Annotated in this window: 1 protein-coding gene; it reads left to right on the forward strand. The window is 40.4% G+C overall.

The genetic code is table 11. The features are described from left to right. On the forward strand, window positions 1-250 hold a 250-nt coding region (locus H2O73_RS24220; protein ID WP_246336000.1), incomplete at both ends, for a GTP-binding protein.

Below are 250 nucleotides of genomic sequence, written 5' to 3' on the forward strand. Positions count from 1 at the left end.
TGGTACTATTGGACACGTAGATCACGGTAAAACAACCACGACTGCAGCTATTACTAAAGTATTAGCTGATGCGGGTTTTTCAGAAGCAAGATCATTTGATCAAATTGATAACGCTCCAGAAGAAAAAGAAAGAGGTATTACAATTAATACTTCACACGTAGAATATCAAACAGCAAATCGTCACTACGCTCACGTAGACTGTCCAGGTCACGCGGATTACGTAAAGAACATGGTTACTGGTGCTGCTCAA

Source organism: Vibrio marinisediminis, assembly GCF_014050145.1.
In the GTDB taxonomy this organism is placed as follows: Bacteria; Pseudomonadota; Gammaproteobacteria; order Enterobacterales; family Vibrionaceae; genus Vibrio; species Vibrio marinisediminis.